This is a genomic window from Phocaeicola sp. (genome assembly GCF_057861905.1).
In genome coordinates, this window is the sequence record NZ_DBMACV010000012.1 from 17,790 (window position 1) to 43,376 (window position 25,587).

At 44.8% G+C, this 25,587-nt stretch carries 25 protein-coding genes; 9 read left to right on the forward strand and 16 right to left on the reverse strand.

Annotation, left to right across the window (positions count from 1 at the left end):
- Window positions 1–103: 103 nt before the first annotated feature.
- Entirely contained in the window at window positions 104–676 is a 573-nt protein-coding gene (locus tag ACZM60_RS03815; protein ID WP_021970728.1) for a superoxide dismutase, read from the reverse strand.
- Window positions 677–994: 318 nt separating this feature from the next.
- Here ACZM60_RS03815 and ACZM60_RS03820 point away from each other — a divergent pair, with 318 nt between their 5' ends.
- From ACZM60_RS03820 to dnaG, 3 genes are all read left to right on the forward strand, one after another.
- Complete coding sequence (locus tag ACZM60_RS03820; protein WP_340319398.1) at window positions 995–1,996, forward strand: malate dehydrogenase; 1,002 nt, start codon at window positions 995–997, stop codon at window positions 1,994–1,996.
- 404 nt (window positions 1,997–2,400) lie between these two features.
- On the forward strand, window positions 2,401–3,798 hold the full coding sequence (locus tag ACZM60_RS03825) for a phosphatase PAP2 family protein (protein WP_489520868.1): 1,398 nt from the start codon (window positions 2,401–2,403) through the stop codon (window positions 3,796–3,798).
- 105 nt (window positions 3,799–3,903) lie between these two features.
- On the forward strand, window positions 3,904–6,099 hold the full coding sequence (dnaG, locus tag ACZM60_RS03830; protein ID WP_489520869.1) for a DNA primase: 2,196 nt from the start codon (window positions 3,904–3,906) through the stop codon (window positions 6,097–6,099).
- Window positions 6,100–6,116: 17 nt separating this feature from the next.
- Here the strand turns inward: dnaG and ACZM60_RS03835 are convergent, their stop codons facing one another.
- The 8 genes from ACZM60_RS03835 to ACZM60_RS03870 are packed head-to-tail and all read right to left on the reverse strand — an operon-like array spanning window position 6,117 to window position 13,024.
- The gene (locus tag ACZM60_RS03835; RefSeq protein WP_489520870.1) at window positions 6,117–6,923 is read right to left on the reverse strand and encodes a hypothetical protein; all 807 of its coding nucleotides are present in this window, start codon (window positions 6,921–6,923) and stop codon (window positions 6,117–6,119) included.
- 21 nt (window positions 6,924–6,944) lie between these two features.
- Window positions 6,945–9,044, reverse strand: a complete 2,100-nt coding sequence (recG, locus tag ACZM60_RS03840) for an ATP-dependent DNA helicase RecG (RefSeq protein ID WP_340319394.1) — start codon at window positions 9,042–9,044, stop codon at window positions 6,945–6,947.
- A 4-nt stretch (window positions 9,045–9,048) separates the two neighbouring features.
- A complete protein-coding gene (locus ACZM60_RS03845) occupies window positions 9,049–9,714 on the reverse strand; it encodes a 2-C-methyl-D-erythritol 4-phosphate cytidylyltransferase (protein ID WP_489520871.1) in 666 nt (221 codons plus the stop codon).
- Window positions 9,714–10,262, reverse strand: a complete 549-nt coding sequence (locus tag ACZM60_RS03850; RefSeq protein WP_340319392.1) for a DJ-1 family glyoxalase III — start codon at window positions 10,260–10,262, stop codon at window positions 9,714–9,716. The genes ACZM60_RS03845 and ACZM60_RS03850 overlap by 1 nt, the downstream gene beginning before the upstream one ends.
- Window positions 10,263–10,298: 36 nt before the next feature.
- A complete protein-coding gene (locus ACZM60_RS03855) occupies window positions 10,299–11,150 on the reverse strand; it encodes a TonB family protein (RefSeq protein ID WP_021970440.1) in 852 nt (283 codons plus the stop codon).
- A gap of 11 nt (window positions 11,151–11,161) precedes the next feature.
- Window positions 11,162–11,581 (reverse strand): ExbD/TolR family protein, encoded by a 420-nt coding sequence (locus ACZM60_RS03860; protein ID WP_021970441.1) that lies wholly within the window; start codon window positions 11,579–11,581, stop codon window positions 11,162–11,164.
- 6 nt (window positions 11,582–11,587) lie between these two features.
- A complete protein-coding gene (locus ACZM60_RS03865) occupies window positions 11,588–12,307 on the reverse strand; it encodes a MotA/TolQ/ExbB proton channel family protein (RefSeq protein WP_340319391.1) in 720 nt (239 codons plus the stop codon).
- Between the two features lie 3 nt (window positions 12,308–12,310).
- Window positions 12,311–13,024: a pyridoxine 5'-phosphate synthase gene (locus ACZM60_RS03870; RefSeq protein ID WP_021970443.1), complete on the reverse strand. Its 714-nt coding sequence runs from the start codon at window positions 13,022–13,024 to the stop codon at window positions 12,311–12,313.
- 109 nt (window positions 13,025–13,133) lie between these two features.
- On the opposite strand from ACZM60_RS03870, the gene ACZM60_RS03875 reads away from it, so the two are divergent.
- The gene (locus ACZM60_RS03875) at window positions 13,134–14,018 is read left to right on the forward strand and encodes an NAD kinase (RefSeq protein ID WP_340319390.1); all 885 of its coding nucleotides are present in this window, start codon (window positions 13,134–13,136) and stop codon (window positions 14,016–14,018) included.
- Window positions 14,019–14,428: 410 nt separating this feature from the next.
- Here ACZM60_RS03875 and ACZM60_RS03880 read toward each other — a convergent pair whose 3' ends face one another.
- Window positions 14,429–15,712 (reverse strand): UDP-N-acetylmuramoyl-tripeptide--D-alanyl-D-alanine ligase, encoded by a 1,284-nt coding sequence (locus ACZM60_RS03880; protein ID WP_489520872.1) that lies wholly within the window; start codon window positions 15,710–15,712, stop codon window positions 14,429–14,431.
- Between the two features lie 114 nt (window positions 15,713–15,826).
- On the opposite strand from ACZM60_RS03880, the gene folP reads away from it, so the two are divergent.
- Both folP and cdaA read left to right on the forward strand, forming a co-directional pair.
- Window positions 15,827–16,690, forward strand: a complete 864-nt coding sequence (folP, locus tag ACZM60_RS03885; RefSeq protein ID WP_489520885.1) for a dihydropteroate synthase — start codon at window positions 15,827–15,829, stop codon at window positions 16,688–16,690.
- Window positions 16,691–16,700: 10 nt separating this feature from the next.
- Window positions 16,701–17,480 (forward strand): diadenylate cyclase CdaA, encoded by a 780-nt coding sequence (gene cdaA / locus ACZM60_RS03890; protein WP_021970447.1) that lies wholly within the window; start codon window positions 16,701–16,703, stop codon window positions 17,478–17,480.
- Window positions 17,481–17,482: 2 nt separating this feature from the next.
- Here the strand turns inward: cdaA and ACZM60_RS03895 are convergent, their stop codons facing one another.
- The 4 genes from ACZM60_RS03895 to ACZM60_RS03910 form a co-directional block, all read right to left on the reverse strand.
- Window positions 17,483–18,517, reverse strand: a complete 1,035-nt coding sequence (locus tag ACZM60_RS03895; protein WP_489520873.1) for a GNAT family N-acetyltransferase — start codon at window positions 18,515–18,517, stop codon at window positions 17,483–17,485.
- The gene (locus tag ACZM60_RS03900) at window positions 18,514–19,404 is read right to left on the reverse strand and encodes a DUF2156 domain-containing protein (protein WP_489520874.1); all 891 of its coding nucleotides are present in this window, start codon (window positions 19,402–19,404) and stop codon (window positions 18,514–18,516) included. Before ACZM60_RS03900 ends, ACZM60_RS03895 begins: the two co-directional genes overlap by 4 nt.
- A gap of 110 nt (window positions 19,405–19,514) precedes the next feature.
- The gene (locus tag ACZM60_RS03905; protein ID WP_021970450.1) at window positions 19,515–20,210 is read right to left on the reverse strand and encodes an LrgB family protein; all 696 of its coding nucleotides are present in this window, start codon (window positions 20,208–20,210) and stop codon (window positions 19,515–19,517) included.
- Window positions 20,191–20,541 (reverse strand): CidA/LrgA family protein, encoded by a 351-nt coding sequence (locus ACZM60_RS03910; protein WP_418586447.1) that lies wholly within the window; start codon window positions 20,539–20,541, stop codon window positions 20,191–20,193. Before ACZM60_RS03910 ends, ACZM60_RS03905 begins: the two co-directional genes overlap by 20 nt.
- A 246-nt stretch (window positions 20,542–20,787) precedes the next feature.
- Between ACZM60_RS03910 and pta the strand changes: the two genes are divergently transcribed.
- The 3 genes from pta (at window position 20,788) to ACZM60_RS03925 (ending at window position 24,299) form a co-directional block, all read left to right on the forward strand.
- Complete coding sequence (gene pta / locus ACZM60_RS03915) at window positions 20,788–21,798, forward strand: phosphate acetyltransferase (RefSeq protein ID WP_489520875.1); 1,011 nt, start codon at window positions 20,788–20,790, stop codon at window positions 21,796–21,798.
- 104 nt (window positions 21,799–21,902) lie between these two features.
- Window positions 21,903–23,108 carry an acetate kinase gene (locus ACZM60_RS03920; protein ID WP_021970453.1) on the forward strand — a complete coding sequence of 402 codons (1,206 nt, stop codon included), beginning with the start codon at window positions 21,903–21,905 and terminating at the stop codon, window positions 23,106–23,108.
- 150 nt (window positions 23,109–23,258) lie between these two features.
- Entirely contained in the window at window positions 23,259–24,299 is a 1,041-nt protein-coding gene (locus ACZM60_RS03925) for a PfkB family carbohydrate kinase (RefSeq protein WP_418586226.1), read from the forward strand.
- A gap of 119 nt (window positions 24,300–24,418) precedes the next feature.
- Here ACZM60_RS03925 and ACZM60_RS03930 read toward each other — a convergent pair whose 3' ends face one another.
- The gene (locus ACZM60_RS03930) at window positions 24,419–25,186 is read right to left on the reverse strand and encodes a UDP-2,3-diacylglucosamine diphosphatase (protein WP_418586231.1); all 768 of its coding nucleotides are present in this window, start codon (window positions 25,184–25,186) and stop codon (window positions 24,419–24,421) included.
- 21 nt (window positions 25,187–25,207) lie between these two features.
- Window positions 25,208–25,528: a metal-sulfur cluster assembly factor gene (locus ACZM60_RS03935; RefSeq protein ID WP_021970457.1), complete on the reverse strand. Its 321-nt coding sequence runs from the start codon at window positions 25,526–25,528 to the stop codon at window positions 25,208–25,210.
- Window positions 25,529–25,587: the final 59 nt, after the last annotated feature.

A 25,587-nucleotide genomic window follows, 5' to 3' on the forward strand; every position in this document is an offset into this window, starting at 1 on the left:
CCGTTACTTTTTCACACAAAATAGTTATAAAAAACATCATTTTGCTTAGGCTTGCCCGCTGAGAGGAAGCAAGCCTAAGACAGAATATCCTCCTTTTACCGATTCAAATCCGTTCTGCCACTTTATTCCAGTCTACCAATTTCCAGAAAGCCTCAACGAAGGCAGCCCGACGATTCCGGTAATCGATGTAATAAGCATGTTCCCATACATCTATCACCATCACAGGGCGTAATCCTTTTGTCAACGGATTGCCGGCATTCGATTCTGCAACAATTGAAAGCTTATGTTCCTTATCAGCAACCAGCCATACCCAGCCAGAACCAAATAATCCCAAAGCCGCTTTCGTAAACAGTTCCTTAAATGTGTCGACCGATCCAAAAGCTCTGCTTAACGCATCAGCCAGTTTCAACGGCATCTCGGTCTGTCCGCCAGTCAGACTCTGAAAGAAAAAAGTATGATTCCATGTCTGTGCGGCATTGTTGTATATACCTCCGTCTGCCTTTGTCACGATCTCGTCCAAAGACATACTCTCATAAGGCGTCCCAGGTATCAGTTTGTTCAGATTATCTACATAAGTTTGCAGATGTTTACCATAATGAAATTCGAGTGTTTCCTTACTCATATACGGGGAAAGTGCGTCCATCCCGTAAGGTAACTGAGGCATTACATGTGTCATAATTTGTAGTATTTAGGTTAATCTATATAGATTCTGCTTTCGCATATACAAACTTAATTCTTATTTCTGAAAAAAAGAAGACTGAAGGCAAAGAAATATGTCCGACAAGCATAATCAGACAATTGATAACTCCTCATAGCAAAACACCACATCCAAATTTAAAAATAGTGAAATTTTTCCGTAATTAAGTCGAAAGCCCGCAGATTTGCCCACTTTTACGTAACGAAAGATTCGTTTTTACAAAAGAACTTTCCTATCTTTGTAGCGCAAGAAAAAAAAGAAATACACTTTTATAACATAACTTAAATAATAAGAATTATGGAATTTGTAACTAACGAAAAACTTACCATTGTTGGTGCTGCCGGTATGATCGGTTCTAACATGGCTCAGACTGCTATCATGATGGGTCTGACTCCGAACATCTGTTTGTATGACCCGTATGCTCCGGGATTGGAAGGCGTAGCTGAAGAATTATACCACTGCGGTTTCGAAGGCGTAAACGTAACTTTCACTTCTGATATCAAAGAAGCGCTGACTGGTGCTAAATATATCGTAAACTCAGGTGGTGCTGCTCGTAAAGCTGGTATGACTCGTGAAGACCTGCTGAAAGGTAACGCTGCTATCGCTGAAGAATTCGGTAAGAACGTAAAACAGTACTGCCCGGATGTAAAACACATCGTAGTTATCTTCAACCCGGCTGACATCACTGGTTTGATCACATTGCTGTACTCTGGTTTGAAACCAAGTCAGGTTACTACTTTGGCTGCTTTGGACTCTACTCGTCTGCGCAGTGAATTGGCTAAACATTTCGGCGTATCTATGGACGCTGTTGAAAACTGCCGTACTTACGGTGGCCACGGCGAACAGATGGCTGTATTCGCTTCTACTGCAAAAGTTAACGGCAAACCGTTGATCGACATGATCGGTACTGACGCTTTGACTAAAGAACAGTGGGCTGAAATCCAGCAGAAAGTAACAAAAGGTGGTGCTAACATCATCAACCTGCGTGGACGTTCTTCATTCCAGAGCCCGGCATACGTTTCTATCGAAATGATTGGTGCTGCTATGGGTGGTAAAGCATTCCGCTGGCCGGCTGGTACTTACATTTCAAATGATAAGTACGATCACATCATGATGGCTTGGGAAACTTCAATTACTGCTGACGGTTGCCACTGCGCTGCTTTGAACGGTACTGCAGAAGAACAGGCTGCTTTGGATAAGAGCTATGCTCACTTGTGCGAATTGCGTGACGAAGTTATCGCAATGGGCGTTCTTCCAGCTATCTCTGAATGGAACAAACTGAACCCGAATATCAAATAATTTATATTTCGAGTATAACAAGGAAGGAGATTGACGAATCAATCTCCTTTTTTTATTGTGTCCAGATTTCACTGCTATTCCAAGAACTTTACTATTTACTTCTCGTACATAATCAAAAGGGAAAAGTCAAAAGTTCCTCATTCAAAGTTTTTTAACTAAACAATATGAACCTTCATCCCTCCAATTCCGTTGTATAGATTTGAATTCTTTTTATAACGGATACTATGAAATCAAGAACTTTCCTTCTCCTTTTCTGTCTGTCGTTCTGCAACATTTCCCTATATGCTCATCAGATAAATGATGAGTCTTCCTGCTACTTCAACGATTCAACAAGTAGCATCCCCCCGACTGAAAGGAAGATATATATAACTGCTCAAGAAAGTTTTAACAGAGAATTCTCGTATATGGGGATTCCTTTTATCGTATCCGGGTTGATTGTCAAAAAGCAAAACAGTGATTTTCGTACACTACGCAATCGGTTCAAACCCGAATTTCATCACAAATATGACGATTATACTCAATACGTTCCTCTTGCTGCAACCTGGGGATTAAAACTGGCTGGAGTACAAAGCCGCAGTTCCTGGAAAGAACTGGCTGTAAGCAATGTTTTCTCTGCTGCCTTGATGGCTGGATTTGTAAACACATTAAAATATACAACCAAGGAAACCCGCCCGGACAACACTTCAAACAATTCATTTCCTTCGGGACACACAGCTACGGCTTTCATGTGCGCAACCATTCTTCACAAGGAATATGGTATGAAAAGTCCATGGTATAGTATAGGCGGCTACACACTGGCAGGACTAACCGGAGTAACACGTCAGCTAAACAACCGTCACTGGATTGGCGACGTACTGGTAGGTGCCGGCATTGGAATGATTTCTACAGATCTGGGATATTTTCTTTCAGACTTGATTTTTAAACAAAAGAATATAGACACATGGAGTTTAAATGCAGATTACAACCGCTATGATGCGCCTTCTTTCTTAAGTTTCAATATGGGTATTGCATCCGGTCCCTCCACATTACGAACCGCCGAATTGTACGATTCTGAAGGTGGATCTCCCCTCGGCATGCGCCTAAAAGTAGGAACAGCAACCGTAGTCAGCGTAGAAGGTGCCTACTTTTTCAATGCTTTCATCGGAGCCGGAGGACGTCTGAAAGTTGCCACCCTGCCCGTCATAGCGGATATACCAGCCGAAAACATGAAGAACTTCGATATGGACAGCGACCTGCAAGAAGGTGCTCCGGTCAACATGTTCTTACTCGATGGATTAGAATCGGACCATCTTGGAATGCTTGATGTAGACTTAGGACTCTATTTCTCATACCCATTCAGCCGACATTTTCAAATTGGAAGCAAACTGCTCGTAGGACGAAGAATGAATGCCAACTTTAAATTGAATTCCATTTGCCGTATTAATCCTCAGATATTCGACCGTGGCATTGTAAGCGAAGCAGCTTATAACCAATTCTATAAAGAGGACATAGAATATTACATGCAACAGGAAGATATCAGTCGTGATGAATTGTTGAATAGTAGTTTTGTAGATGATGACTTTCTGAGTATACGTAAAAGTTCAACATATAAAATCGGTACTGGAATATCGTTTACCTATCGCTATAAAGAAGATGCCGCTTTCCGTTTGTACTGTGACTACGATTTTGCTTCTCCCCGCTTGACCTACGACCTGAAAAACTCATGGGTAGACGGAGAAGGCAACCGGAATGTTCATTCATACACCAAGAGAACGCCAATGCACAACTTCACGTTTGGGGCTTCTATTGCTTTTGTTTTCTGACGCTTATCACCCCTGCTGAAGACATCATATAGCTCTTATCCGACAAAGAGGCATACAGAAAGTCATTGCACATTATAGTTATTTTTATTATTTTCGCCTCTTGATATGATAGACCAAGCCACCATAGACCGCATACTCGATGCCGCACAAATTGTAGACGTGGTATCCGAATTTGTTACTCTCCGACGTAGAGGAGTAAACTATATCGGACTGTGTCCTTTCCACAACGAAAAAACTCCATCTTTCAGTGTTTCACCGAGCAAAGGACTCTGTAAATGTTTCAGTTGTGGGAAAGGAGGTAATGTTGTTCATTTCATCATGGAACATGAACAGCTTTCGTATTACGAAGCATTGAAATGGCTTGCCCGAAAATATAACATTGAAGTTAAGGAACGTGAACTGACCAACGAAGAAAAACAAGCACAAAGCCTGCGCGAAAGTTTGTTTGTTGTCAATCAGTTTGCATCCGATTATTTTCAAGATGTTCTCCATAACAACATCGACGGCCAGCGTATTGGTATGACCTATCTGCGCGGCCGTGGTTTCCGCGACGACATCATCAAGAAATTCCAACTGGGATATAGTACAGACAGCCCCGATGCATTGGCGAAAGCTGCCCTGCAAAAGGGTTACAAAGAGGAATTTCTGTTGAAGACGGGACTGTGTTACCGCAAAGACAACGGTACACTGCACGACCGTTTCTGGGGACGTGTAATATTTCCCGTACATACACTGTCGGGAAAAGTCGTAGCCTTTGGCGGACGTGTATTAAGTTCCGCAACCAAGAACGTACAAATGAAGTACGTCAATTCGCCAGAATCGGAAATCTATCATAAGAGTCGTGAGCTTTATGGCATTTATTTTGCCAAGCAAGCCATCGTTCGTCAGGATCGTTGTTTCTTGGTCGAAGGATATACCGACGTTATCTCTATGCACCAGAGCGGAATAGAAAACGTAGTAGCCTCATCGGGTACGGCACTGACCGCCGACCAGATACGACTGATTCATCGGTTTACAAACAATATAACTGTACTTTATGACGGTGACGGAGCCGGCATCAAAGCCAGCATCCGCGGTATCGACATGTTGCTGGAGGAAGGCATGAACATCAAGGTCTGCCTTTTGCCCGACGGTGACGACCCGGACAGCTTTGCCCGAAAGCATAATGCAACCGACTATCAGGCGTATATTAATGATCATGAAGTCGACTTTATCCGCTTCAAGACCAACCTGCTTATGGAAGAGGCGGGTAAAGATCCTATCAAGCGTGCCTCGCTGATTTCGAGCATCGTAAAAAGTATTTCAGTAATTCCTGATGCTATCGTACGTTCAGTATATATACGCGAATGTAGCCAACTGCTACAAATGGAGGAAAAGATCCTGGTAGAAGCTACTGCCAAGCTGATAGAACAGGCAAGAGAAAACAAATTCAAGGAAGAACAACGCAAACAATATCGGGAAAAGCAGCTGGCTTCTGGAGCATCGAACGTCAACAAGCCGATCGCTTCTACTTCTTCTACTCCCGAACCGTATGGAACTACAGGAGAAGTTTCTCCTTTTGCAACAGCCAGCGACATTCCCCTTCCCCCTCCTCCTGCTGAAAATATTGGGGAAAGTGGAATCTTAACCGACTTACCTCCTGTTGAAACAATGGGACAAGAGAGTGTGCCTTCGACTGTTCCTGATGAAATTCCAACTGATACCTACAATTCGTATATTCCAACCGAAGGGAATGAACAGAAAGTCTTTTACGCCAAGGAAGAAGACCTGATGCGCATGATTGTGCGATATGGAGAAAAGGTTATGTGCTATATGGAAGATGAAAACGGAGAACAGCAACCGCTTACCGTAACCGAATACATAGCAGAAGGATTAAAGGAAGACGAATTGCAGTTCCATGTTGCGCTTCATCGCCGGATGCTGAAAGAAGCAGAAATGCACATCCACGATGAGAACTTTACGGCTGAACATTATTTCATCGCACATCCCGTACCTGAAATCAGCAAAGCAGCCGTCGACCTGGCCAGCGACCGTTATCAGCTTAGCAAGTATCATTCCAAAGGACAGAAAATCATCACTGATGAAGAACGCCTGCATGAACTGGTACCCCGACTGCTACTTGATTTTAAATTATCCATTGTAGATGAAGAAATGAAACATACGCTTCAGGCACTTGCCAATCCGGAGATAGCCAATGACCCGCAACGCTGCATGGAAGTGATGAAACATTACAAAGAACTGCACGAAACACAGAGCATCATGGCTCAGCGTGCCGGCGACCGCGTGGTATTGAAAATATAATCTTCTCTGCCATCTTCTTAAAAAGAGTTGGTTGCATCAATCCCCAGCTGTCTCAATATGAGAACAATTTCATCGAACTTTTTCACCGGGACTCTTTCTATCGGATAGCAGTGATAAGCTAAATCGGCATCCAGCAACTCGATGAAGGAGATAAACTCGCGACTCACAAAAGGTGCTGACGTGAAATTAACCTTCCGAAGGTCTGAATAAGCAAATTTTACAGGTTCATCTTCATCCGGCCGCAGCAAGACCATTTCTTGCGGTTCCAGCTTCAGTGCATACTGACAAGAGATACCCTGATAAAGTGTAGATAATGAAAGTCCTACATGTGCTATTCCTATTAACAACACTAAAAGTCCCGCCAGCCATACATGAGGAGTTGCAAAAATCATCCAACATGCCCCAAAGAAAATAAACAGCCCAAACAACAACTCAAAAATTCCCCACCTGCGACGCGAACGCATTTTCTTTGAAAACTCATCATAAGTACGAATTGCCGACAGGCTATCCACCTGCTTGAAGGGAGTTTCATAATTGGTAAAAGGAATCTTCCGTGCCAGCAGATATTGCACAATCCAAGCCGGATTCAGGCGAAGCCCCATATTCAACCACATGCCTTGCAGTTGCGTTCCACGTACAAAACCCGACTTCAAGGTAAAGATAAACACACCCAATCCATACAGGCAACGCCAATAAGGTTTGCATTTACTGGGACGAGGCTTATAGTATTGCATAAATGTAAAACCAGCCACCTCTTCCACATTCACATGTTTGCGTTTTAACCAGCGTTCCACCTTGTACGTTTCCTCTTCTGTCAGTGCCATAACGCTTTCTTCTTAAATGTACTACGAAATAACCGACCAGTTCACATTCTTTTTCCGAAGCTCCTTCAACTGCTGCCATACAATAGCATTTTCCGGATGTTCCCCATTCGGATCGGCATCGAGCAGTCGTTCAGCTATCTCACGCACATACTGCAAGAGCTGTCCGTCGCGGGCGATATCGGCTATCTTCAAATCGAATGCCACACCACTCTGCTGTGTTCCTTCCAAATCACCCGGACCACGTAACTTCAAATCGGCTTCTGCAATCTCAAAACCATCGTTTGTCTGCACCATGATTTCAATACGCTTGCGCGTTTCTTCCGTCAACTTATAGCCGGTAACCAGAATACAATACGACTGATCAGCTCCACGTCCTACACGTCCGCGCAACTGATGCAACTGCGACAAGCCGAAACGTTCCGCATTCTCTATCACCATGACCGAGGCATTGGGTACGTTCACTCCTACCTCAATCACCGTAGTGGCTACCATAATCTGAGTTTCGTTTGCAAGAAAACGCTGCATCTCCTCATCTTTCTCTGCCGGCTTCATCTTGCCATGTACCTTACTTACCTTATATTCAGGAAACTCTTCACAAATATGCATATACCCGTCTTCCAGGTTCTTGATATCCATCTTCTCACTTTCCTGAATCAACGGATATACAATATAGGCCTGACGCCCTTCCTGTATCTGCTTCCGTATGAAAGCATACATCGAAGCACGGCGATTATCAAACTGATGAACAGTCTGAATGGGCTTTCTCCCGGGAGGAAGCTCATCGATGACGGACACATCGAGATCGCCATACAGTGTCATGGCAAGCGTACGAGGGATAGGAGTCGCCGTCATTACCAGTACATGAGGCGGACAAGTGTTCTTCGCCCACAACTTGGCACGCTGAGCTACTCCGAAACGATGCTGCTCGTCTATCACTACCAGTCCCAACGAAGAAAAGTTGACCGTATCTTCTATCACCGCATGAGTGCCGATTAGAATCTGTACATCTCCCGTTACCAAATCTTTCAATATAGCTTCCCGGCGTTTTCCCTTTATATTTCCCGTTAACAATTCTACCCTTACATTCATACCTGCAAGGAAGCGGCATATCGTTTCATAATGCTGGGTTGCAAGAATTTCCGTCGGCGCCATCATACAAGCCTGATAACCATTATCCAAGGCTATCAGCATAGTCATTAAGGCTACAAGTGTCTTTCCGCTGCCCACATCTCCTTGCAACAGCCGGTTCATCTGACGCCCGCTACCCATGTCACGCCGCATCTCCTTGATAACCCGCTTTTGAGCTCCTGTAAGCTGAAAGGGAAGGTTTTGAGAATAAAAGGTATTGAAAATCTCTCCTACCCGTCCGAATACCAGTCCGCGGAATTTATTTCTTCTTTCTTTAGTATAACGAAGAATGTTAAGCTGCACATAAAACAACTCTTCAAACTTCAGACGATACTGTGCTTTCCGAAGTAAATCGGGATTCTGGGGAAAATGAATGTTATAGAGTGCATCCGTAAGCGACATCAGGCGATGCTGTGCCACCAGTTGCGGACTGAGCGTTTCTTCTATAATGTCTTTCTGAAGTGCCCCGAAAAGATTCTTCATCAGCTTCTCCAGCGCATGCGAATTGAGATTGCTGCGCTTCATCTTCTCAGTAGTATTGTAATAAGGCTGAAGCCCCATCGACGAAAGAGTAAGTTCCTCCGCCGGATCAATATCGGGATGAGCGATGTTTATCCGCCCATTGAAGACTGTAGGTTTTCCAAATACGATATATTCTTCATTGGCCTTATATTTACCCATAACGAATTTCAGCCCTTGAAACCATACCAAGTCGACGATTCCCGTTCCGTCGGAAAAGTGTCCGACAAGGCGCCGCTGACGACCTTCTCCAATGGTTTCGAAACTAAGGACCTTACCCTTCAACTGAATATAAGGCATATTTCCGTCTATCTCATGGATATAATACAGACGACTACGGTCGACATACTTGTAAGGGAAATAATACAGCAAGTCCCGAAAGGAATAGATATTCAGTTCCTTGTTCAGTATCGCCGCACGCTGCGGTCCTACCCCCTGCAAATATTTTATGTCACGCGTAGATAAATCGAACATTTATTTAAACCAAAACTTCAGCAACCTTTAAATCGAACGGAGTCGTGAGCTTAATGTTTTCACGGTTTCCCGGCACCAGATATACCGGATGCCCCAAAGCCTCTACAACCGAAGCGTCATCTGTAAAGGCAGAAGTATACGGCTGTCCGTATGCCTGCTTCAACAAAGAAGCAGTAAACACCTGAGGAGTCTGAACCAGTTTATAACGGTCGCGCGGTACAGTTACACTCTGCTCATCTGTTTCCAGCCGGCGTACAGTTTCTACGACGCCGATAACCGGAATGACTGCTTGCTTTTCGCGTGCTGCATCGTAACAGGCAGTAATCACTTCCTGCGACACAAATGGGCGAACTCCGTCGTGTACTCCTACAAGGCTGTCCGCATCGTCTACCAGAGCCAGTCCGTTCTTTACAGAATAAAAACGGGTTTCTCCCCCATCGGCAATACGATGCGGCAATGTAAACCCGTATTTTAAACAAAGATGCTTCCAGTAGTCCTGCTGGTCTGCCGGAAGCACCAATATGATATTTATATGCTCATCGTAGGCATGAAAGACTTCCAGTGTACGCATCAGGACAGGTTTCCCCTTAATTGGAAGAAACTGTTTGGGAATATCTCCTCCCATACGTAAACCTTTGCCACCTGCTACGACAATGATATATTTCTTCATCAGGCAAGCAACATTCCTTTTTTAACTTCCAGAGCTTTTTCAGCACCGGCAAACTTTTCAAGAATAGCAAAGCCGAAAGCTGGAGCAGCGCCCGGACCTTTACCCAAGATGAAGTTATCAACGATTTCTACCATGTTACCTGTATATTCTGCACCTTCCAGGAATTTGTCAAAACCCGGATAACAGGTAGCCTTCTTGCCTTTCAGCAGACCACGTTTTCCATATACCATCGGAGCAGCACAGATAGCAGCAAGTGGCTTACGAGCAGCAGCGAAATCCATAATCAACTTATCCAGTCCTGCATGAGCATCAAGATTCGTTGCTCCCGGCAGTCCACCCGGCAAAACGACCATTTCTACATCTTCTTCTTTCAAGTCCTCGAACAGTATATCTGCAACGATAGGAACCTGATGAGAGCTGACAACAGTTTTTTCACCCGTTACCGATACAGTTTTCACATTCAGTCCCCCACGACGCATAATATCGAGCGGAAACATGGCTTCCATTTCTTCGAAGCCTTCTGCCAAAAAGATACAAATTGATTTCATACTACAACGAATTTAATTATTCACATTTCTAATTTTCTATTTCAGCTTGAAATAATAGGTTATTGTACCACTCTGATTATTTACCCCGTCTACTGCATTGAAACGGGCACGGCGTGCAGCTTCTTCCGCAGCACGGCGCAAAGCGGGATTAACCGTATTAGTCCGTTTATTTATACTTGTACTGACCACTTGTCCAGCGGGATTCACCACGATTGTAACCACCACTCGTCCTTCGTCCTGCACATTATACACCGGAACAGGCAATCCACCCGGTCCCAACGAACGTCCGTTCAAGTCGAATGTTCCATATCCTCCTACACCCGAAGTCTTTCCCGTATTTCCATTTCCGTCAGGACTTCCCTGTATACCTTGTCCCGACCCGGCCGTACCTTTACTGCCCATCTTGGAACCTTTACCGAAAGCTCCGGCAATCTTGCTGGCAGCAGCCTGAGCAGCTGCCCGTTCTTGTTCGGCACGTTTCTCAGCCTCCGTTTTTTCCTTAGGCTTAGTCACGACAGGTTCAGGTTTCTTTTCCTGCTTCTTTTTAGGTGTAACTTCTTTTTTAGGCTTCTCTTCTTTCGGTTTCTCTTTCTTCACCTGAATGGAGGGTTCATCATCCTGCGTAATCATAGGCTGTTTAACCTCCGGTTCCGGAGTAACTTCAGGCTCCGGAGCAGAAGTAGTTTCCGGCTGCGGCAATACGTCGACCTCCGTCATTGTAAACGGATCGGCATCGCCCTGAGCTGTTTCCGTATTACCAAGCATAACCGGTACTCCTCCCTCTTCTTGCATTTCCGGGCGAGTAAGCGAGCAAAAGAAAAGCAACAGTATTACAAGGATATGCAATACCACTGTTCCTATTATTCCGGTTACTTTACTTTTTTTCACTGTATTGTCTTTTAATTCTGTTTATCAGGGCGGCGGGTAGCCAGCACCATCTTGAAATGATTCTCATTGGCAATGTTCAAGATACGGACGATTTCGCGATACGGAATCGACTCGTCAGCATAAAGTGCCACATACATTTCCGGCTCTTTTGCGGCGCACTCTTGCAGGAAGGAAGGAACTTCATCCAGCGAAAGCGGCATCTCGTCGTCATTACCAAACGCCCCATAATAATTCAAATCCTTATCGATGATTACCCGTGCCATTGGTTTGGCCGAAGTCTGTTCGGAACCCTGCGGCAGCAAGACCTTAATGGCATTCGGAGATACCATTGTAGAGGTAATCATAAAAAATATCAGCAGCAGAAAGATGAGGTCGGTCATCGACGACATGCTGAAGGCCGGAGATATTTTCTGTCTTCTTTTCAGTGACATAGGCTTCTATTTTTCGTTTGGTTCGTTCATCAAGTCCATGAAAGCAATGGTACGAGCTTCCATCTGACTAACCACCTTGTCTACACGATATACCAGATGATTATAAGCAAACATGGTAGCAATACCTACCACCAGACCACCTACAGTGGTAATCATTGCTTCATAGATACCACTTGACAAGAGCGTGATATCGATGTTGTTTCCGGCATTTGCCATGTTCCAGAAAGCACGGACCATACCGGTAACCGTACCCAGGAAGCCAAGCATCGGAGCACCACTGGAAATAGTTGCCATGATAGAGAGTCCGTTTTCCAGTTTTGCCACTTCAATGTTTCCGGTATTTTCGATAGCAGCCTGTACATCTGCTACAGGACGTCCCATACGCATGATACCCTTTTCAATCATACGTGAAGAAGGGGTATTGGTTATACGGCAGTAATTGATAGCCGATTTGATTTCTCCGGTCTTGATATAGTCGCGGATACGATCCATAAACAAAGGGTCCTCTTTACCTGCTTTACGGATAGCCACCGCACGCTCGAAAAAGATGTAAAAAGCAATAACTGACATAATAGCCAGTAAAATCATAATCCAACCACCTTTGCAAGCCATGTCCCAAAGGTTCATTTCAGGTTCTCCCGAAGCAACAGGAGTCAGCACGGGATTATTTCCCGTCATTGTGTCGGCAACAGTCTGTGCGGCTGCCAGCAATGTCATTGTAATCATAATTTAACGAAGGCAATTTTTATATTCTTCAATAGTTTTTTTAAGTCCCAGATAGAGTGCGTCGCAAATTAGAGCGTGGCCGATGGAAACTTCGTCCACCCACGGAATATTTTCGTGAAAATAAGCAAGGTTTTCAAGGCTAAGATCATGTCCCGCATTCAGTCCCATACCCAGTTTGCGGGTAACTTTTGCAGCTTCGATAAAAGGAGCTATTGCAGCCTCCCGGTTCTTCGGATACATCGATGCATAAGGTTCTGTGTAAAGTTCCACACGATCGGCTCCGGCTTTTGCAGCATATTCAATCATTTCTGCGTCCGTTCCTACAAAAATAGAAGTACGTATGCCTGCTTCACCAAAGGTATCCATCAGCTCGGTCAGGAAAGAAAGATTTTCCTTGGTATTCCATCCTGCATTTGAAGTAATCTGATCGGGAGCATCGGGTACAAGCGTCACCTGATGAGGTTTTACCTTCAAGACCAGGTCGACAAACTCTTTCGAGGGATAACCTTCAATGTTAAATTCCGTACGAAGAATCGGGCGAAGGGCCAGCACATCCGCATAACGGATATGGCGTTCGTCGGGACGAGGATGAACAGTTATGCCTTCAGCCCCGAAAGCTTCGCAATCTAACGCCACTTTTTCTACGTCGGGGTTATTCCCCCCACGGGCATTACGCAAGGTTGCCACCTTGTTTATATTCACACTTAGCTTAGTCATATTGAATTTAATTTTATATCTTTGCGTCTACAACCTGCAAAGTTAACAGGTTTTACGAAAAACCTGTTAACTTTACGTGACAAAAGATTGATAAAAAAAGCTACAAGATATGCAACGCAACCTCAGATTCGCCCTTTTCGGAAATACTTATCAGGAACATAAGTCGGCACACGCCACACACTTGCTGGAGATATTGCGGAGCAAAGGAGCTGAAATCTGTATCAGCAACGAGTTCTACGACTTCTTGAAGCAGCATACCAAGGCTGACCTTGACGGACTGGAAATTTTTCAGGGCTACGATTTTGATGCAGACATGGTACTAAGCATCGGTGGAGACGGCACCTTTCTGCGGGCAGCAAGCCGTGTAGGGAAAAAGGAAATTCCTATTCTGGGTATCAATACAGGACGGCTGGGATTTCTGGCCGACATATCGCCCGACCAGATGGAAGAGGCATTCGATGAAATCTATGCCGGAAAATACCTTGCAGAGCCGCGACGAGTGTTACATCTTACCTCAGAAGGACATGTACTGAAAGGCTATCCATACGGACTGAACGAAATCGCGGTATTGAAACGCGACAGTTCGTCGATGATTACCATACGGGCCTACATCAACGATGAGCTGCTCTGTTCCTATCAGGCAGACGGACTGATTGTTGCCACTCCAACAGGATCGACAGGTTATTCGCTCAGCGTAGGCGGTCCGATTCTTGTCCCGCAAAGCGGAACCATCAGCCTGACGCCCGTAGCACCACACAGTCTTAATGTACGACCAATTGTTATTCGTGACGACTGGGAGATTACGCTCGATGTAGAAAGCCGCAGCCACAACTTTCTGGTAGCGGTAGACGGGCGTAGTGAAACTTGCCGCGAGGGTACTAAACTGACCATCCGCCGTGCCGATTATTTCGTACGGATTGTGAAGCGTTGCCATCACTCTTTCTTCAATACACTCCGCGAAAAGATGATGTGGGGGGCAGACAGCCGCTCATAAATGTGGTAAACAATGAATGGATTTGTGCAGACGTCCTGAAAAAACATCAGGAGAAACAACCGATGTTTTGTACAAAACTTTCAAGAGTTTGTACAAAAGATTTTAGTCTTTGTACAAATTATACCTGAAGCCTCAGGATGTTCTCCATCGGACAAGCCGTAATTATCTTATATAAGAGACTGTTTTCGCATAGAGAAAATGAATAGACCGACTTATAATTTATAAGTTACAATTAAAAAGGAATCTCCTGCCTTAGCCTTTGTTTATTTTAATAACACGGGTAAAAGCAGGAGATTTTTTCTTTCAAGCTCAATCTATCCATTTTTTATTTGAGCAATTCTATTTTGAAACAGCCTTAAAAAACTGTTCCTCACCGCAAGACTGATATTTATACGATGAGAAACAGGCTATTATAACTGATCGGGCAGCAAACTCAGCTTCATGCTGTTCGAGCCTTTTACCAGGATGTAGTACCCTTTGGGCTTATGGGCCTGAACGTCTGCCAGCACCTCGTCTACATTCTGAAAGGTCTGGAAAGTATGGGTAGTGGCAGCAAACTCCGGTCCCACCAGCACTACCCGTTCGAAACCACACTCATTCAGATAATCGACCACCTTCTGATGTTCTTCACGGCTCACCGCGCCCAGTTCTTTCATATCTCCCAAAATAACCATTTTATGAGGAGCATCTATCAGACGGAAATTCTTGAGAGCCGCCATCATACTGGTCGGATTGGCATTATAGGCATCTACAATCAGCTTGTTGTCGGCGGTTTCCTTCAACTGCGACCGGTTGTTGTGAGGCAAATACGATGCCAGCGCATCGCTGATATCCTCATCGGGTACTCCGAAGTAACGTCCGATGGCTACTGCTGCCAGCATATTGTCCAGGTTATAGGAACCAATCAGGTGAGTAACCACTTCGTGCGACACTCCTCCTGCTGTCCATCGGAACGACAGGAATGGCGAACAACTTAGCAGTTCTCCACTGACATACAAGCCGGGAGTCTGCCCGTAACGTACACAAGTCAGCCCTTCGGCAATACCGTTCAGATAAGGATTTTCATTCTGGATAAAGATAGTAGCCCCACCTTTGGCACGCAGGAAATCGTACAGCTCGCCTTTCGTGCGGATAACGCCTTCAAAGGAACCGAACCCCTGCAAGTGAGCCCTTCCCACGTTTGTGATAATTCCATAATCAGGCTCTGCAATATCTACCAGTTCCTTGATATCTCCCGGATGGCTTGCTCCCATTTCCACAACCGCCATTTCATGCTCGCGAGTCAGGCGAAGCAAGGTAAGTGGCACACCGATGTGGTTATTCAGGTTGCCTTCTGTATATAAGGTATTGAACTTCCGGCTCAGCACCGTAGAGATCAGCTCTTTGGTAGTAGTCTTCCCGTTGGTTCCTGTTATGCCGATAACAGGCAGATTCAACTGCCGGCGATGGTAGTTTGCCAGTTGCTGCAAGGCTTTCAGGCAGTTTTCCACGAGAATTGTTCCTTCTCCTGCATACTCAGGCTCGTCTATCACCGCATAACGGCAGCCCTGCTTCAAGGCTTGTGCGGCAAATGCGTTGCCGTTGAAGGTAGCTCCTTTCAAGGCGATAAACATCGAACCTGCGGGACAATTGCGGCTGTCGGTGGTCACCTTACCGCATTCCATAAAGTGTTTATATAACTCAGCTATTTCCATAATTTCTGTAACATAACTTTCCGGCGCAAAGATAACGTAATTTAATTTCCCGCGACTGCGAAAAAACAAATTATTGTGCGTACATTTGCACCGCTTAAAGACGTATTATCGGACATGGAAAACAGTATTGTGAAACAAATCAATGTAAACGGGCAGTTATTGGACTTGTCGTATCCGCAGGTAATGGGTATTCTGAACCTTACTCCCGACTCTTTTTATGCCGGAAGCAGGAAACAGACTGAAGCGGAAATCGTAGAACGTACACACCAGATTTTATCGGAAGGTGGCAGCATCATCGATGCGGGTGCCTACTCGTCGCGCCCCAATGCCGAGCATATCAGTGCGGAAGAAGAAATGGCACGCCTGCGTTACGGACTGGGCATCGTATTCCGTGAATGTCCCGATGCCATTGTTTCGGTAGATACGTTCCGTGCCGATGTAGCGCGCATGTGCGTAGAAGAATATGGAGTTGCCATCATCAACGACATCGCAGCAGGCAGCATGGACGAAAACATGTTCCCTACCGTGGCACAACTGGGGGTTCCTTATATCATGATGCACATGCAGGGCACTCCACAAAACATGCAGCAGGCTCCGCATTATGACAATGTGGTGCAGGAGGTGTTGTATTATTTCTCCGAAAAGGTGCAGAAGCTGCGCGACCTGGGAGCAAAGGATATTATCATCGATCCGGGATTCGGTTTCGGGAAAACCCTGGAACACAACTATGAACTATTGAACAAGCTCGAAGAATTCAGTATTTTTGAACTGCCCATACTGATAGGTGTCTCTCGCAAGTCGATGATATACCGTCTGCTGGGAGGTGGACCAGAAGACGCCTTGAACGGTACAAGTGTCATCAATACCATCGCGCTGATGAAGGGAGCCGATATCCTGCGCGTACACGACGTACGTGCCGCTTCCGAAGCCGTCAAGATAGTTGCCGCCATGAAAAAGTTAACTCCTGTAAGTTTGTAAACATAAAGCTATGCCTTTCGATTTTTCCATACTCAGCGTCAAAGATATTATCGACATCCTGCTGGTAGCATTTCTGCTGTATAAAACCTACAAGCTGATGAAATCATCAGGGTCGATCAATGTATTTACCGGAATTCTGGTATTCATCATCATTTGGGTCATCGTATCACAAGTGCTGCAAATGCGTTTGCTCGGCTCCATATTCGATAAGCTGGTGAGCGTAGGAGTCATTGCACTGATTGTTATTTTCCAAGATGAGATACGTCATTTCTTGCTGTCGCTCGGCTCACGCCACCGTACAAGCAGCCTGCTCCGCTTCTTCAAGGGAGGACAAAAGAACGGAAACAGCAAAGAGGCTATCATGCCTATCGTGATGGCATGCCTCAGCATGAGCAAAGGAAAGGTAGGAGCACTGATCGTGATTGAAAAGAACTTTCCACTGGATGACATCGCCCGGACGGGAGATATCATCGATGCCAACATCAACCAGCGGCTTATCGAGAATATCTTCTTTAAGAATAGTCCGCTGCACGACGGAGCCATGATTATCAGCAACAAGCGCATCAAGGCGGCCGGATGTATTCTTCCGGTATCGCACAACCTGAACATTCCGAAGGAACTGGGATTGCGCCACCGCGCCGCTCTGGGTATCTCGCAGGAAACTGATGCCATGGCCATCATTGTTTCCGAAGAAACCGGTGGTATATCCATCGCCTATCAGGGAGAATTCCACCTGCGTCTTACGGCAGAAGAGCTGGAGCGTATGCTGACCAACGACGACGAAGCCTGAAATCAGTTCAGCATCAGGCTCATGTACGGATGAAGATCGTGCAGGATGAAGGCTGTCAGTTCACCGATTGTGAATGTAACATACGTTTGTCCTTCCTGCATATCCCGTGACACCTTTCCCGGAAATACAGTATAATAACCGTTATTCTGAGGGATAGCCTCATCGCCCGTTACGCGGATATACAATCCTTCTCCACGATAAACAGCAGAAAAAACCTTCAGACAAGAAGCGACATCTATCAGACGAGCCATGCCCAGCTCGTGCATTTCGTCGGCACGTGGCACGATGCACTCCAGACGTTCTGCGCGATAAGAAGCTGCAAGCTGACGCAAGACCTCGGCAAAATCGGCCTCATCCGACAGCAGAATCTCTTTGACGGACAATGTATTTCCGTCCATCAGGCAGAAAACAAGCCCCGACATCACCCCGTCTTTGTCAACACTCCACACATCTCCCTTGCTCAAAGCAAGATCGGATAATACCACGTGGAAGTCATCGGACGTATGTTGAACACAGCACGGGCGCCTGTTCATTTGTTCATAAAAGTAGGGATAAATGTGTTCCTGCGGAATTTTCAACAGATCTATCTTATTCATTTTCAGATAAGATACAGAGTTATCAACAGGTTGTTCATAACTGTTGATAACTTTTTTCACCAAGCCATAATGAAAACAAGTTGCATATCCCGAGCGAGCATAATACCCTTTCAACCATTCTTCGGCAGGAATCAAGGTAGCAAACATCACCCCTTCGGCAAACATGGCACGATGCGTTTCCAGAAGCAAGCGCCGCATGGCCCCTCTTGCCCGATAATCGGGATGCGTACATGCCCCTGAGATATACGAAGTTGCTACCGTCTGCCCGCCAAAGGTCATGGGATACGGTATCATCTGAAGTGCGGAAATCACCTTTCCGTCTTCTTCTATTACCTTATTAATCTTATCGGTATAACGCAGACGAAAATACAAATCGATGAAAGCATCGTCATCATCGAAGCAGGTTTTCCACAACTGTCTGACTTGTTCTTTGGTACTCATTGTAACTCGACGATGTATTTTTCGAGAAGAGTTTCCGGGCAATAAGACAGCTTTGCCTTACGCAATCCCTCCAGTCCGAGGTCTTCCTCCCGGTTAATATAAATATACTGTTCCGGAATATGACCGGCAAACTCATAATTAATCATGGCATATGCGCCCTCGATGTCTGTATTTGCCTTCTCTACACACGTATCAAATGTTTCATTGTTGATGGGAGCTCCAAAGGTAAAGGCTACGATTTTTCCACCGACATGCAGAACTCCTCCCTGCAAGTCGAGTTCGTCGATATGCTTCAGTGCATCAGTCATCGACCGGCGTTCGGCTATCAGTGCTTCATTTTCGGCACAATCGTTCGCCTTGCACCACTCGCTTTCCAGACGAAGGCACTCTGGAACCAGTTCCGGTGTCAGCTCCTTATATTCATAATCAGGATACGATGCCTTAAACTTATTGATATGATTACGTTTTGCCTGGTATTTCTTTCCGCGAAGCGTAGCCAGATCAGAACGAAGATATACATAGTCAAAATAATCACGGTCGGCAGTAAACGTAAAACGTTCGGGGAAAGCTGTTTCCAGTTCCGCACGCATGCTGCTGCACACTCCTAACAAACGGAAGCGAGCTCCCTCGTTTCGTGCATCCTCTATCAAGGCTTCAATAATTTTATGTATATCACCTTCTCCCACCGGCATCATATAAGCCAGTTCATTATCTGCATAAAAACGAAACAGCAAAAAGCCGTTCAGTTCAGCAATCTCCGTACGATACAGAAATCGCCAGCTATACAAATTGGAAAAAGAAAGATCGCAGTTACGACGTTTGCTCTTTAAGGTATACCGCTGTACGGTAGCCTTGTCTTCCAGTTCTATAGGTTTAAATGGTATCATATCTGTTCTTTATTTATAAAATGCACTACTGCTCAAAAAAAACGTACCGATATCCTTCAAAAACATCGGCACGTTTCCATGCAAATATACTCACTTTAAATATTACTATTTTAATAAAGTCCCAGCAAATGCAAGATAGTCGGAGTCAGCAAAGCAGTCAGAATACCGTTCAGCGTCAGTCCCAAACTGGCATAAGCTCCATACTTTCCACTTACTTCCATGGCACGTGACGTACCTACGGCATGCGAAGCTGTTCCCATCGACAAGCCCTGCGCAATAGGACTTCCTACACGTCCTACCTGCAAAACCTTAAATCCGCAGATAGCTCCGAACAATCCTACGACAATCACTACGGCTGCCGTCAATGAAGGAATGCCTCCCACAGCTCCCGAAACCTCCATGGCAATCGGGGTAGTCACTGATTTCGGTGCCAGAGACATGATTACTTCAGGAGAAGCCCCCATTACTTTAGCTATAATCGTAACCGAAACCAGCCCGACAACACAGCCTGCTAATTGAGAAACAATTATCGGCATCAATTGTTTTTTAATCATGCGCAATTGTAAGTACAAAGGTACTCCCAATGCGACTACTGCCGGTTTCAGCCAGAACTCAATCAGAGAACCCGCCTCTGAATATTTATCATACGAGATATTTGTCAACTTCAAAAAACAAATCAGCAAAGCAATTGCTATCAATATCGGATTAAGAATAATCAATCCGGTTTTCTTCTGCAACTGTTTGGAAAGAAAGAAGAATCCAAACGTAATAGCAAGCAGAAAGAACTTACTTTCTAAATATTCCATACTTACGAACCAATTGATGAACCCAACCTGTTACAACTAACACTAATACAGTACTAACCAACGTAGCAACCACAATAGGCCAGAACTCTGCCGAAATGATGTCGAAATACAACATCAGAGCGACTCCCGAAGGAACAAAGAAAAAACCCAGGTTTGCAACCAAGAAATCGGACAAGCCTTGTACCCACTGAAGCTTTATCCAACCTAACTGTAAGAATAACGTAAGTAAAAGCATGCCGATTATACTCGACGGCAGCTTAATCCCCGTCAGGTAAACTATCAGTTCACCTAACGCCAAACATCCAAAAAGGATAGAACATTGACGAATCATACCTATATAAAATAATACCTTGAAAACGGCTGTAAAGTTATATAATAGGATAAAACGCTGTACCGAAAGCACCATTTTTTATTTCTCCTGCCATTAAACATAAGTTTTTTGCATACTTTAGGAGAAAAAAAACACGCTTTTGCAAACTTGATATTACAAAAATGAGTACTTTTGCAATGCGATATACATTTTTTGTTACCGTACACGATAAAAAGAATCACATATAATAAAATAATTCATAAACTCATGGATTTAATTAATCAAATCGTTGAACGCGCTAAAGCAAACAAACAGCGCATTGTACTTCCGGAAGGAACTGAAGAACGTACTTTAAAAGCTGCCAATCAGATATTGACAGATGGTGTAGCCGACCTGATTCTGTTGGGTAACCCTGATGAAATTATGAGCCTTGCAAAAGAATGGGGCTTAGGAAATATCCACAAAGCAACTATTATCGACCCGGAAAATCATCCGAAAAAAGAAGAATATGCACAGCTATTGTGTGAGCTCCGTAAGAAAAAAGGTATGACTATCGAAGAAGCTCGCAAACTGGTTCTTAATCCATTGTACTTGGGCTGTCTGATTATCAAGTCGGGCGATGCTGACGGTCAGCTGGCTGGTGCACGCAACACTACAGGTGATGTATTGCGTCCTGCACTGCAAATCATCAAAACAGCTCCGGGCATTACTTGTGTTTCAGGTGCCATGCTGTTGCTGACTCACGCTCCTGAATGTGGTGACAACGGTGTCCTGGTTATGGGTGACGTAGCTGTTACTCCGGTTCCTGATGCAAATCAGTTGGCTCAGATTGCAATTTGTACAGCACAAACTGCCCAGTCTGTTGCCGGATTAGACCCGCGTGTAGCTATGTTAAGCTTCTCAACAAAAGGTTCTGCTAAGCACGAAGTAGTAGACAAAGTAGTAGAAGCATTGAAAATTGCTAAAGAAATGGATCCTTCATTGAAGATAGACGGCGAACTTCAGGCCGATGCAGCTCTGGTTCCAAGAGTAGGTGCCAGCAAAGCTCCAGGTTCAGAAATCGCGGGAAGAGCCAATGTATTGGTTGTTCCGTGTCTGGAAGTTGGAAACATCTCTTATAAGTTGGTTGAACGTCTGGGACACGCTACAGCAATTGGTCCTATCCTGCAAGGTATCGCACGTCCGGTTAACGATTTGTCACGCGGATGTTCTGTCGACGACGTATACAAAATGATTGCTATCACAGCCAATCAGGCTATTGCAGCTAAAGCTCAATAACAGAACTTATTTATAACATTGTCATTCAGGCGTCATTCCATTCAATCTCGTTCTGAATGACAAATGTTTTTATTTCACATCAATAAAAATATTAAAATTCATATATGAAAGTATTAGTACTCAACTGCGGTAGTTCATCTATCAAATACAAACTGTTCGAAATGACTACCAAAGAAGTCCTCGCACAAGGAGGTATCGAAAAAATCGGTCTGCCGGGTTCTTTCCTGAAGCTGACTTTGCCTAATGGAGAAAAGAAAATCCTCGAAAAGGACGTACCTGAACACACAACCGGCGTACAGTTTATTTTCGACACTTTGACTAATGCCGAATACGGAGCTGTAAAAAATCTGCACGAAATCAAGGCTGTAGGTCATCGCGTTCTGCACGGAGGTACAAAATTCAGCGGTTCTGTATTGATTAACGACGCCGTTATTGCAGCAGTAGAAGAATGCTGTGACCTCGGTCCGCTGCACAATCCTGCAAACCTGAAAGGTATTTATGCCGTACAGAAACTGTTGCCGGAAGTTCCTCAGGTAGCTGTATTTGATACCGCTTTCCATCAGACTATGCCTGATTACGCATATCTGTATGCAATACCTTATAAATATTTCGAAAAATACGGTATCCGCCGTTATGGTTTCCACGGAACTTCTCATCGTTACGTTTCAAAACGTGTATGCGAATTTTTGGGTATTCCTCAGGAAGGCTCTAAGATTATTACTTGCCACATCGGAAACGGTGGTTCTATCGCTGCTGTAAAAGATGGCAAATGTATCGATACAACAATGGGATTGACACCGCTGGAAGGTCTGATGATGGGTACACGTAGTGGTGACATCGACGGTGGTGCAATCACTTACATCATGAAGAAAGAAGGTCTGACTCCGGATGAGATGTCTACCCTGCTGAACAAGAAGAGCGGCGTGCTGGGTATGTTCGAAAAATCAAGCGACATGCGTGAACTGGAAGACGCAGTAGCAAGAGGAGAAGAACGTGCTATCCTGACAGAAAACATGTACTTCTACCGTATCACCAAATACATCGGTGCATACGCAGCAGCAATGGACGGTGTAGATGTAATCTTGTTCACCGGTGGTGTTGGTGAAAATCAGGCTACAGCTCGTGCCGGTGTTTGTAAGACACTGGGTTACCTGGGTGTCAAGATCGATCCGGAAAAGAACAAAGTTCGCAGCAAAGAAGCCATCATTTCTACCGATGACTCAAAAGTGAAGGTTGTAGTTATCCCGACCGATGAGGAATTGATGATTGCAACAGATACAATGAACATCCTGAACGACATGAACAAATAAGGAACTGCTTACCCTTAAATAGCTTAAAAAAGAGGATATTCCCCATGAGTTTTCTTATCTTTGCAGCGAGCAAAACGTAAAGAGAAGATAACTTCATAAGGAATATCCTCTTTTTTTATGCTATTCAAACAACAAGAAACACTCCTTATTATGAAAAAGAAAATCGTAACTTTTGGCGAAATTATGCTTCGCCTGACTACCCCCGACAATCTACGTATGCAACAAAGCCGGGAATTTCTGGTAAATTACGGTGGCAGTGAAGCCAATGTGGCTATTTCCATTGCCAATTTCGGCGGAGATGTAGAATATATAACCCGCCTTCCCGACAACGCATTGGGAGAAACTTGTCTGGCAGAATTGCGTTCACACAATATCGGTACCCAACACATTCTGATAGGCGGACGCCGTTTAGGTACCTACTACATGGAAAAAGCAGCTGCCATGCGTAACTCAAAAGTCATCTACGACCGCGAAGGTTCTGCTTTCTCCGAACTGAAACCGGGTATGATAGACTGGCGCACCATCTTTAGCGACGCAGCTATTTTCCACTGGTCGGGCATCGATGCCGCACTGACTCCCGGACTGGCAGACGTATGTAAGGAAGCAATAACCATTGCTAAAGAAATGGGATTGACCATTTCGTACGACATTAATTACCGCAAGAATCTCTGGAACTACGGAAAAAGCGCACAGGAAGTACTTCGTCCGCTGATGGTAAGCAGTGATATCATGTTCGGTAGCGAAGGCGAATATGCCCTGCTGACAGGTATTCCGGCACCGGGTTTCAAGGCAACCAAGAGTGGAGATACTTACGACATTAAAGCATATGAAGAATTCTGTAAGGCAATCAGCCAACAGATTCCAAACTGCAAGTACATCTATATCGCCTTACGTAACGTCATGAGTTCCGAACATCACACCTTTGCAGGAGTACTTTACTCGCACGGCACCATGAAATATACACGTGTATTCGATATCGACAACGTAATCGACTGTGTAGGTGTGGGTGATGCCTTCTGCGGTGCCATGCTATATGCCCAGCACGCTTACGAAGACGAACAGAAACGTGTAGATTTCTCAACAGCCGCTTCGGTATTGAAAAACACCATTGCCGGCGACTATAACATCGTAAAGGTATCCGAAGTGGAAGGCTTGCTGGCTAAACATGAAAGCGGAGAGGTAGCCCGATAAGGCAATGCACATACACTTACGAGATTACACATCTGTATAATAAAAAGAACCATATCACTACTCATAAGCAGAGTTTGATATGGTTCTTTCATGTTTTAACCAGTTACGTTCTGTATCTCTTATCTCACAGAAGTTTCTCCTTCGATATATTGTTCCAGAAACATAGATTCCCCGTCGAATACCGCATACGAAAATTCACTGATCCAGTCACCCAGAATCATCATTCGCGACGAACGGCTCAGCATCAGGTCGAGTACAATGTGACGGTGTCCATAGATAAAGTAATTGATATCAGGGTGCATTTTCAGATATTCCTTGGTAAACAATACCAGCGGTTCCTTGTCCTCACCCATATATTCCGGTTCTTTTCCGTCCTTCCGCTTCATACGACTGTGCTTTGCCCACTCCAGTCCGAAGTCGATACTCCAGCGGGGATGCAGCATGGAGAACAGGCGTTGCAACGTTTTACTATGAAACATAGCGCGCAGCAACTTAAACTTATGATCGTTATCACCCAGCCCGTCGCCATGCGCCAGGAAAAACTCCTTGCCATAAATCTCACAAGTCAGCGGTTCACGATGAATAATAACCCCACATTCCTTTTCCAGATAGTCGCCGCACCAGATATCATGGTTGCCGATAAAGAAATGCACCTCTACTCCCAGATCTGTCAACTCGGATATTTTTCCCAAGAAACGGGTATACCCTTTCGGAACGACCAGCTTGAATTCGTACCAGAAATCGAACATGTCGCCCAGCAGATATACGGCTGCCGCCTGATGCTTGATACTGTCGAGAAAATTAACCAGCCGGCGTTCCTGCGTACGACTATGCGCTATCGCACGTGAACCCAGATGAGCATCCGACAGAAAATAGACATTCTTCATCGCTTCCATAACTATTCTTTTTTATAGGAATCCCAGTTCCAGTTTGGCTTCTTCGGTCATCATGTCCTTATCCCATTCGGGTTCGAACACCAGATTGATTTGAGCAGCCTTCACACCTTCTACCGATTCTATTTTCTGACGAATATCTTCCATGATAAAATCGGCAGCCGGACAATTGGGAGCCGTCAGTGTCATATCAATCACCACCTCACCATCGTCCTTCAAATCTATCTTATATATCAAACCTAAATCGTATACATTGACCGGAATCTCCGGATCGTATACGGTTTTCAGCATTTCTACAATACCTTCTTCTATTTTCAGTTTTGTTTCGTTATCCATAAAGCATGCTTTTAGTTACATCTGCAAATGTAATAAAAAAATGGAATAACCGAAAAACA

Excerpts from the sequence above, each read along its gene's own strand:
- ACZM60_RS03815 (WP_021970728.1), bottom strand. The coding sequence starts at position 676 with ATGACACATGTAATGCCTCAGTTACCTTACGGGATGGACGCACTTTCC.
- ACZM60_RS03820 (WP_340319398.1), top strand. The coding sequence starts at position 995 with ATGGAATTTGTAACTAACGAAAAACTTACCATTGTTGGTGCTGCCGGT.
- ACZM60_RS03825 (WP_489520868.1), top strand. The coding sequence starts at position 2,401 with ATGGGGATTCCTTTTATCGTATCCGGGTTGATTGTCAAAAAGCAAAAC.
- dnaG (WP_489520869.1), top strand. The coding sequence starts at position 3,904 with ATGATAGACCAAGCCACCATAGACCGCATACTCGATGCCGCACAAATT.
- ACZM60_RS03835 (WP_489520870.1), bottom strand. The coding sequence starts at position 6,923 with ATGGCACTGACAGAAGAGGAAACGTACAAGGTGGAACGCTGGTTAAAA.
- recG (WP_340319394.1), bottom strand. The coding sequence starts at position 9,044 with ATGTTCGATTTATCTACGCGTGACATAAAATATTTGCAGGGGGTAGGA.
- ACZM60_RS03845 (WP_489520871.1), bottom strand. The coding sequence starts at position 9,714 with ATGAAGAAATATATCATTGTCGTAGCAGGTGGCAAAGGTTTACGTATG.
- ACZM60_RS03850 (WP_340319392.1), bottom strand. The coding sequence starts at position 10,262 with ATGAAATCAATTTGTATCTTTTTGGCAGAAGGCTTCGAAGAAATGGAA.
- ACZM60_RS03860 (WP_021970441.1), bottom strand. The coding sequence starts at position 11,581 with ATGTCACTGAAAAGAAGACAGAAAATATCTCCGGCCTTCAGCATGTCG.
- ACZM60_RS03865 (WP_340319391.1), bottom strand. The coding sequence starts at position 12,307 with ATGATTACAATGACATTGCTGGCAGCCGCACAGACTGTTGCCGACACA.
- ACZM60_RS03870 (WP_021970443.1), bottom strand. The coding sequence starts at position 13,024 with ATGACTAAGCTAAGTGTGAATATAAACAAGGTGGCAACCTTGCGTAAT.
- ACZM60_RS03875 (WP_340319390.1), top strand. The coding sequence starts at position 13,134 with ATGCAACGCAACCTCAGATTCGCCCTTTTCGGAAATACTTATCAGGAA.
- ACZM60_RS03880 (WP_489520872.1), bottom strand. The coding sequence starts at position 15,712 with ATGGAAATAGCTGAGTTATATAAACACTTTATGGAATGCGGTAAGGTG.
- folP (WP_489520885.1), top strand. The coding sequence starts at position 15,827 with ATGGAAAACAGTATTGTGAAACAAATCAATGTAAACGGGCAGTTATTG.
- cdaA (WP_021970447.1), top strand. The coding sequence starts at position 16,701 with ATGCCTTTCGATTTTTCCATACTCAGCGTCAAAGATATTATCGACATC.
- ACZM60_RS03895 (WP_489520873.1), bottom strand. The coding sequence starts at position 18,517 with ATGAGTACCAAAGAACAAGTCAGACAGTTGTGGAAAACCTGCTTCGAT.
- ACZM60_RS03900 (WP_489520874.1), bottom strand. The coding sequence starts at position 19,404 with ATGATACCATTTAAACCTATAGAACTGGAAGACAAGGCTACCGTACAG.
- ACZM60_RS03905 (WP_021970450.1), bottom strand. The coding sequence starts at position 20,210 with ATGGAATATTTAGAAAGTAAGTTCTTTCTGCTTGCTATTACGTTTGGA.
- ACZM60_RS03910 (WP_418586447.1), bottom strand. The coding sequence starts at position 20,541 with ATGATTCGTCAATGTTCTATCCTTTTTGGATGTTTGGCGTTAGGTGAA.
- pta (WP_489520875.1), top strand. The coding sequence starts at position 20,788 with ATGGATTTAATTAATCAAATCGTTGAACGCGCTAAAGCAAACAAACAG.
- ACZM60_RS03920 (WP_021970453.1), top strand. The coding sequence starts at position 21,903 with ATGAAAGTATTAGTACTCAACTGCGGTAGTTCATCTATCAAATACAAA.
- ACZM60_RS03925 (WP_418586226.1), top strand. The coding sequence starts at position 23,259 with ATGAAAAAGAAAATCGTAACTTTTGGCGAAATTATGCTTCGCCTGACT.
- ACZM60_RS03930 (WP_418586231.1), bottom strand. The coding sequence starts at position 25,186 with ATGAAGAATGTCTATTTTCTGTCGGATGCTCATCTGGGTTCACGTGCG.
- ACZM60_RS03935 (WP_021970457.1), bottom strand. The coding sequence starts at position 25,528 with ATGGATAACGAAACAAAACTGAAAATAGAAGAAGGTATTGTAGAAATG.